This window comes from Shigella sp. FC1661, assembly GCF_001712525.1.
Taxonomy (GTDB): domain Bacteria; phylum Pseudomonadota; class Gammaproteobacteria; order Enterobacterales; family Enterobacteriaceae; genus Escherichia; species Escherichia coli.
In genome coordinates this window covers 1-7,220 of the sequence record NZ_MDGW01000116.1, presented here as the reverse complement: position 1 = coordinate 7,220, position 7,220 = coordinate 1, and the positions used below count along the sequence as shown (strand labels likewise).

7 protein-coding genes and 2 pseudogenes are annotated in these 7,220 nt (G+C 49.8%); 6 read left to right on the top strand and 3 right to left on the bottom strand.

From position 1 onward, the window contains the following. Positions 1-77 precede the first annotated feature (77 nt). The 3 genes from rna (at position 78) to yldA (ending at position 1,751) form a co-directional block, all read left to right on the top strand. Positions 78-884: a ribonuclease I gene (rna, locus tag BFF42_RS08510; protein WP_005116388.1), complete on the top strand. Its 807-nt coding sequence runs from the start codon at positions 78-80 to the stop codon at positions 882-884. A 229-nt stretch (positions 885-1,113) separates the two neighbouring features. Further along, the gene (rnk, locus tag BFF42_RS08505; RefSeq protein WP_000089731.1) at positions 1,114-1,524 is read left to right on the top strand and encodes a nucleoside diphosphate kinase regulator; all 411 of its coding nucleotides are present in this window, start codon (positions 1,114-1,116) and stop codon (positions 1,522-1,524) included. 38 nt (positions 1,525-1,562) lie between these two features. Further along, a complete protein-coding gene (gene yldA / locus BFF42_RS28250) occupies positions 1,563-1,751 on the top strand; it encodes a small membrane protein YldA (protein ID WP_001301130.1) in 189 nt (62 codons plus the stop codon). A gap of 3 nt (positions 1,752-1,754) precedes the next feature. Here yldA and BFF42_RS08500 read toward each other — a convergent pair. Next, a pseudogene (locus BFF42_RS08500) lies at positions 1,755-2,993 on the bottom strand (zinc-dependent alcohol dehydrogenase). A 219-nt stretch (positions 2,994-3,212) separates the two neighbouring features. Here BFF42_RS08500 and uspG point away from each other — a divergent pair. Then, positions 3,213-3,641 carry a universal stress protein UspG gene (uspG, locus tag BFF42_RS08495; RefSeq protein ID WP_000278511.1) on the top strand — a complete coding sequence of 143 codons (429 nt, stop codon included), beginning with the start codon at positions 3,213-3,215 and terminating at the stop codon, positions 3,639-3,641. A gap of 120 nt (positions 3,642-3,761) precedes the next feature. On the opposite strand, the gene ahpF is transcribed toward uspG, so the two are convergent. Next, complete coding sequence (gene ahpF / locus BFF42_RS08490) at positions 3,762-5,327, bottom strand: alkyl hydroperoxide reductase subunit F (protein ID WP_000887629.1); 1,566 nt, start codon at positions 5,325-5,327, stop codon at positions 3,762-3,764. Positions 5,328-5,497: 170 nt separating this feature from the next. Continuing rightward, positions 5,498-6,061 (bottom strand): alkyl hydroperoxide reductase subunit C, encoded by a 564-nt coding sequence (gene ahpC, locus BFF42_RS08485; RefSeq protein ID WP_000052796.1) that lies wholly within the window; start codon positions 6,059-6,061, stop codon positions 5,498-5,500. A gap of 371 nt (positions 6,062-6,432) precedes the next feature. On the opposite strand from ahpC, the pseudogene dsbG reads away from it, so the two are divergent. After that, positions 6,433-6,843: pseudogene (gene dsbG, locus BFF42_RS08480) on the top strand (thiol:disulfide interchange protein DsbG); the annotation flags it as partial. A 90-nt stretch (positions 6,844-6,933) separates the two neighbouring features. Continuing rightward, the coding region (locus tag BFF42_RS08475) for a transposase (RefSeq protein ID WP_000567737.1) at positions 6,934-7,220 on the top strand (287 nt) is incomplete at its 3' end.

Below are 7,220 nucleotides of genomic sequence, written 5' to 3'. Positions count from 1 at the left end.
CCCGCCCAGGTAAGCCCACCTGGCGCGTGATGATTTAATAGATAGTATTCAGTGTATGTATGAGTTCCACACCCATTATGAAAGCATTCTGGCGTAACGCCGCGTTGCTCGCGGTTTCTCTGCTTCCCTTCTCTTCTGCCAACGCCGTAGCGTTGCAGACAAAACAGTATGGCGATTTTGATCGCTATGTCCTGGCCCTCTCCTGGCAAACCGGATTTTGCCAGAGTCAACACGATCGAAATCGTAACGAACGAGATGAATGTCGCCTGCAAACCGAAACGACCAACAAAGCTGATTTTCTGACCGTACATGGTCTGTGGCCAGGATTGCCTAAATCGGTTGCTGCCCGTGGTGTTGATGAACGCCGCTGGATGCGCTTCGGTTGCGCTACTCGCCCAATCCCGAATCTACCAGAAGCGCACGCCAGCCGGATGTGTTCATCGCCGGAAACCGGGTTATCACTGGAAACGGCCGCTAAACTAAGTGAAGTCATGCCAGGAGCTGGCGGACGTTCCTGCCTGGAACGCTACGAATATGCCAAACACGGTGCCTGCTTTGGTTTTGATCCGGACGCATACTTCGGTACGATGGTACGCCTGAATCAAGAAATTAAAGAGAGCGAAGCCGGAAAATTCCTTGCGGATAATTACGGTAAAACAGTGAGCCGCCGTGACTTTGACGCCGCCTTTGCCAAAAGCTGGGGAAAAGAGAACGTGAAAGCAGTTAAGCTAACGTGCCAGGGTAACCCTGCGTATTTGACTGAAATTCAGATCTCGATCAAAGCTGACGCCATCAACGCTCCGCTTTCTGCAAACTCATTCTTGCCACAACCACACCCAGGCAACTGTGGCAAAACCTTTGTGATTGATAAAGTGGGTTATTAATCATCTGATTTACAAAACACGCTAATTCGTCTTCCATAAACCGTGACGATTAAGAATTATACATAATGCGCTGCATTGAGGAATTCCCTGAATGTGACGCAAATCACTTCAAAGAGTGAGCAACAGTCAGTATCATCATGTGAGTTAAACCCTCGCCGCCTGACGGTGAGGGTTTTCTTTTGGGTATGTTTATCTGCGACACTCGCAGTACCGACGACATGGAGTAAAAATGTCCAGACCAACTATCATCATTAACGACCTGGATGCCGAACGCATCGATATTCTGCTGGAGCAACCCGCCTATGCTGGTTTGCCAATCGCCGACGCGTTAAACGCAGAGTTGGATCGCGCCCAAATGTGTTCGCCAGAAGAGATGCCACACGACGTGGTGACAATGAACAGCCGGGTTAAATTCCGCAATCTTAGCGATGGCGAAGTGCGTGTGCGCACGCTGGTGTATCCGGCAAAAATGACCGATAGCAATACTCAGCTTTCCGTTATGGCTCCGGTAGGTGCCGCACTGCTGGGGCTGCGCGTTGGCGATTCCATTCACTGGGAACTTCCGGGCGGCGTTGCAACCCACCTTGAAGTGCTGGAACTCGAATACCAGCCAGAAGCTGCTGGCGACTACCTGCTTTAATCCCATCTGCACAAGCGATAACTCGCTTTGCCCAGAGGATGCACTCGCATCCTCTTTACGCAAAATCAGCAATTTTTCCTGGTTCTCACTGTTCACTTTTGCTGCAAAATTATTCCGTTTCGTTTGTGGGAATAACCATGGCAGAAGCATTTTACATCCTGATAGGATTTCTGATTATGGCGGCGATTATCGTCATGGCTGTCCTTTACCTCGAAAACCACTCCTGACGATCATATTGTTCCCCCCGGCATCGCATTCACCAGACCTGAAACTGCCTTCTGCGCCGCCTCTGCGCTTTGTGCACCGGGTACCAGAATCACCTTACGGCACTCCTCTTCACGTTTTTCGAAAATCTCATATCCCCGGGCGGCCTCTTCAAACGGCATATAGTGGGTAACAATTTCTTCTGGTTTCAGTAATCCTTTCTCAATTAACGGTAATAATTCTCCCAGCCATGCGTGAACGTGGGTCTGTCCCATTTTAAACGTCAACCCTTTATCAAAGGCGTCACCAAACAGGAAACCGTGAATAAATCCAGCGTAGACGCCCGGTACGCTAACAATGCCGCCACGCCTGACCGCCGCAATACACTGGCGCAACGCTTTACCGCTGCTGCCCTCCAGTTTCAGGTTAGTCAGCACCGTTTCCGTGGTGCTGCCTTTCGCTTCAAAACCGACGGCGTCTATTACTGCATCCACGCCCCGGTGACCTGCCGTTTGTTCAATAATTGACTGTGCCGGATCGCTATCTTCATCGAAATTAATCGGGATCGCGCCGTAGCGGTCAGCGGCGAAACTCAAGCGGTAGGGATGATGATCAACAACAAAAATCTGTTCCGCACCGAGCAACCGTGCACAGGCGATTGTCAACAATCCCACTGGACCGGCACCATAGACTGCAACGCTTGAACCTTGTTGGATCTGCGCATTTTTTGCTGCCTGCCATGCCGTTGGCAGAATATCAGAAAGGAAAAGGGCTTTATCATCTGAAAGCAAAGGCGGTACTTTAAACGGCCCCACATTCCCTTTAGGGACGCGGACATATTCCGCCTGTCCACCAGGAACGCCACCATACAGGTGACTATAACCAAACAATGCCGCGGGAGCTGGTATCTGTTTTTTATTGAGCGCAGCGCCTTTACCCGCATTGGTATTTTCGCAGGCGGCATATTGCTGCATTCGACAGAAAAAACAGTCGCCACAAGCAATGACAAACGGAATTACCACCCGGTCGCCTTTTTGCAAATTTTTTACGTCCTTTCCGGTTTCAACGACTTCCCCCATAAATTCATGACCAAAAATATCGCCATGTTTAACCTAGGGTATTTTGCCTCGATAAAGATGGAGATCAGAGCCACAGATCGCCGTTGCCGTAATACGCAGAATAATATCATCTGCCTGTTCAATGCCCGGATCGGGAACATTTTCTACCTGAACGTGATGTGGGCCGTGATAAGTCAATGCTTTCATGCAACCTCCAGAGACAGTTCAAAAAAGAGTCAGTCTTTAAGGGTAGCTATCACAGCGGGAAAACGGGCGGTACCGCAGGTTTTGGGAGAATTCCTAGTGTTCAGTGAGAATATATTAATCACAGAAACCGTTCGTAAGGAAAAAGAACCAGACAAATATCAGGGATAAATATTATAATCATGGCGAATGATTTTTCATGATTAACAGGGAGAAAGGGTTATGTATAAGACAATCATTATGCCAGTTGATGTATTTGAAATGGAATTGAGCGACAAAGCTGTTCGCCACGCTGAATTCCTCACCCAGGATGACGGAGTTATTCATCTACTTCACGTACTACCCGGGTCAGCCAGCCTGAGCCTGCACCGTTTTGCCGCTGATGTGCGTCGTTTTGAAGAGCATCTGCAACATGAAGCAGAAGAACGTCTGCAAACGATGGTCAGCCACTTCACCATCGATCCTTCCCGCATTAAACAACATGTCCGTTTTGGTAGCGTGCGGGATGAAGTCAATGAGTTGGCAGAAGAACTGGGGGCTGATGTTGTAGTTATCGGTTCTCGCAACCCATCGATTTCGACCCATCTGTTAGGTTCTAACGCCTCGAGCGTGATCCGCCACGCCAATCTGCCTGTACTGGTCGTTCGCTAACAGATAAAAGTATTTATGCCGCCCTGCCTAGAACATCCCGGCAGGGCTTTTTAATGCCATAAAAAAGCCGCTAGGTTTGACCCCGGCGGCTAAGCAATTGCAGGTGAATCTTACTTCTTCTTATGCAGTTTTGGTGCGAATCAGGTAGTCAAAAGCACTCAGAGAGGCTTTGGCACCTTCGCCAGTGGCGATGATGATCTGCTTGTACGGAACCGTCGTACAGTCACCCGCTGCGAATACGCCTTTGACGTTGGTTTCGCATTTCGCATCAATGATAATCTCACCCATGCGGTTACGTTCGACTGCGCCTTCGAGCCAGTTGGTGTTCGGCAGCAGACCAATCTGCACGAAAATACCGGCCAGTTCGATGTTGTGAATATCGCCGCTGACACGATCTCGATATTCCAGACCAACGACTTTGCTGCCGTCGCCTTTCACTTCCGTGGTTTGCGCATTCAGAATAATGTCGACGTTTTTCAGGCTGCGCAGTTTGTCCTGCAGAACCTGGTCGGCTTTCATTTCTGGCGCAAATTCCAGCAGCGTTACGTGCTCAACGATACCCGCCAGGTCAATTGCCGCTTCCACGCCGGAGTTACCGCCGCCGATAACCGCTACGCGTTTACCTTTAAACAGCGGGCCGTCGCAGTGCGGGCAGTAGGTCACGCCTTTGGTGCGATACTGATCTTCGCCCGGAACGTTCATGTTGCGCCATTTTGCACCGGTCGCCACGATAATGCTGCGTGCTTTCAGTACCGCGCCAGAAGCTGTTTCAATCTGATGCAGACCACCTTCAACTGCTGCTGGGATCAGTTTGCTGGCGCTCTGGCTGTCGATCACATCAACGTCGTATTCATCAACGTGAACTTTCAGTGCGCCTGCCAGCTTCTGCCCTTCAGTCTTCGGTACAGAAATGTAGTTTTCGATATCAACGGTATCGAGGATCTGACCACCAAAACGTTCGCCCATCAGACCGGTACGGATGCCTTTACGTGCGGAGTAAATTGCTGCCGCTGCACCCGCCGGGCCGGAACCGACGATTAATACGTCATAAGCATCACGCTTGTTCAGCTCTTCTGCCGCACGTTTTTCCGCGCCCGTATCAATTTTGGCAACGATTTCAGTCAACGTCATGCGGCCCTGACCAAACTCTTTCCCGTTTACGAACACTGCCGGAACGCCCATCACGTTGCGATCGGTGATTTCGTTCTGGAAGGTGCCGCCGTCAATTGCAGTGTGCTTGATGCGCGGGTTCAGTACGCTCATCAGGTTCAGCGCCTGCACCACGTCCGGGCAGTTATGGCAAGAGAGCGAGTAATAGGTTTCGAATTCAAAATCACCGTCAATATGGCGAATCTGCTCCAGCAGAGACTGCGCTTCTTTCGACGGATGACCACCGGTCCACAGCAACGCCAGTACCAGCGAGGTGAACTCGTGGCCCAGCGGGGAGCCTGCAAAACGTGGCCCCTGGTTGGAACCTGGGTTGGTGATCAGGAAAGACGGCTTACGCACCGGCAAGCTGTTATCTTCTTTAAAGGTGACTTTGTCTGACAGTTCTGCGATTTCAGCCAACAGTTCCTTGATTTCTGCCGATTTAGCGCTGTCATCCAGCGTGGCAATTAACTCAACAGGCTTGGTCAATTTCTCAAGGTAAGCCTTGAGTTGAGTTTTCATATTTGTGTCGAGCATGTTTATCTCCTGGGCTTTAAACATCATCATGCAAGCGGCCTCTACGGCTACCTGGATGCAGCTTGCATCATAGTGCGGGGAAGAAAATCGGGTGCCGCAGCACCCGAAGAATTAGGTGAATTTCCGAAGTATTTCGCGCCGGAGTTGGTAGCGCGAAAGACGAAGGAAATTTAGATTTTACCAACCAGGTCCAGAGACGGAGCCAGAGTTGCTTCACCTTCTTTCCATTTAGCCGGGCAAACTTCACCTGGGTGAGAAGCTACGTACTGTGCTGCTTTGATTTTACGCAGCAGGTCAGACGCGTCACGGCCAATGCCTTCAGCGGTAACTTCGATTGCCTGGATGATACCCTGCGGGTCAACAACGAAGGTCGCACGGTCAGCCAGACCTTCATCTTCACGCATGTTGTCGAAGTTACGGGTCAGGGCGCCAGTCGGGTCGCCGATCATCGCATATTTGATTTTAGCGATGGTTTCAGAGCTGCTGTGCCATGCTTTGTGGGTGAAGTGAGTATCGGTAGATACTGCGTATACGTCTACGCCCAGTTTCTGCAGTTCTTCGTAGTGGTCAGCAACGTCACCCAGTTCGGTCGGGCATACGAAAGTAAAGTCAGCCGGGTAGAAGAAGAAGACGCTCCAGCGGCCTTCGGTATCTTTTTCGGTGATTTCGATGAATTCGCCGTTTTTGAATGCCTGGTTTTTAAAAGGTTTAATTTTGGTGTTAATCAAGGACATCTATACTTCCTCCGTGTTTTCGATGAGATGTAAGGTAACCAATTTTTGCCGATTCGGCTAATGCGTTTCCATTATCAAATCGATAAGTTTTACCTTACAACCTTCGTAAGACAACTTTGTGAACTTTGCACCGCCAGCGGCGATAAAAAGTAAAATGGCCCCCTTTCCAGGTGACCGTGTAATCTGAACTACCCTTTGGTATCTTCAGCGCCTGCCTGCAGGCTGAGGTGTTGCCCTTACAAATGCAACAACGACATGGATTACAACACCCTCATAAACAAAGGGCAATCACCTGATCTAAGCTCTTACCTATGACAGTGATAGGTTATGCCTTTTACTCGACTTTTGCACTGACTGAAAAGGACAAATTAATGTTAAAAAAGATACTTTTACTGGCTCTGCTTCCTGCAATCGCCTTCGCAGAGGAACTTCCTGCTCCAGTAAAAGCGATTGAAAAACAGGGCATTACAATCATCAAAACGTTCGATGCCCCCGGAGGAATGAAAGGTTATCTCGGAAAGTATCAGGATATGGGCGTCACCATCTACCTGACTCCAGATGGTAAGCACGCTATCTCTGGTTACATGTACAACGAGAAAGGTGAAAACCTGAGTAACACACTTATCGAAAAAGAAATTTACGCACCAGCCGGACGCGAAATGTGGCAACGGATGGAACAATCCCACTGGCTCCTCGACGGTAAAAAAGATGCGCCGGTCATTGTCTACGTCTTCGCCGATCCGTTCTGCCCATATTGTAAACAGTTCTGGCAGCAGGCGCGTAGACTGGCCCCCTGAATCTCCAGACAACCAGTATCACTTAAATAAGTGATAGTCTTAATACTAGTTTTTAGACTAGTCATTGGAGTACAGATGATTGATGTCTTAGGGCCGGAGAAACGCAGACGGCGTACCACACAGGAAAAGATCGCAATTGTTCAGCAGAGCTTTGAACCGGGGATGACGGTCTCCCTCGTTGCCCGGCAACATGGTGTAGCAGCCAGCCAGTTATTTCTCTGGCGTAAGCAATACCAGGAAGGAAGTCTTACTGCTGTGGCCGCCGGAGAACAGGTTGTTCCTGCCTCTGAACTTGCTGCCGCCATGAAGCAGATTAAAGAACTCCAGCGCCTGCTCGGCAAGAAAACGATGGAAAATGAACT

Excerpts from the sequence above, each read along its gene's own strand:
- uspG (WP_000278511.1), top strand. The coding sequence starts at position 3,213 with ATGTATAAGACAATCATTATGCCAGTTGATGTATTTGAAATGGAATTG.
- ahpF (WP_000887629.1), bottom strand. The coding sequence starts at position 5,327 with ATGCTCGACACAAATATGAAAACTCAACTCAAGGCTTACCTTGAGAAA.
- rnk (WP_000089731.1), top strand. The coding sequence starts at position 1,114 with ATGTCCAGACCAACTATCATCATTAACGACCTGGATGCCGAACGCATC.
- rna (WP_005116388.1), top strand. The coding sequence starts at position 78 with ATGAAAGCATTCTGGCGTAACGCCGCGTTGCTCGCGGTTTCTCTGCTT.
- ahpC (WP_000052796.1), bottom strand. The coding sequence starts at position 6,061 with ATGTCCTTGATTAACACCAAAATTAAACCTTTTAAAAACCAGGCATTC.
- yldA (WP_001301130.1), top strand. The coding sequence starts at position 1,563 with ATGCACTCGCATCCTCTTTACGCAAAATCAGCAATTTTTCCTGGTTCT.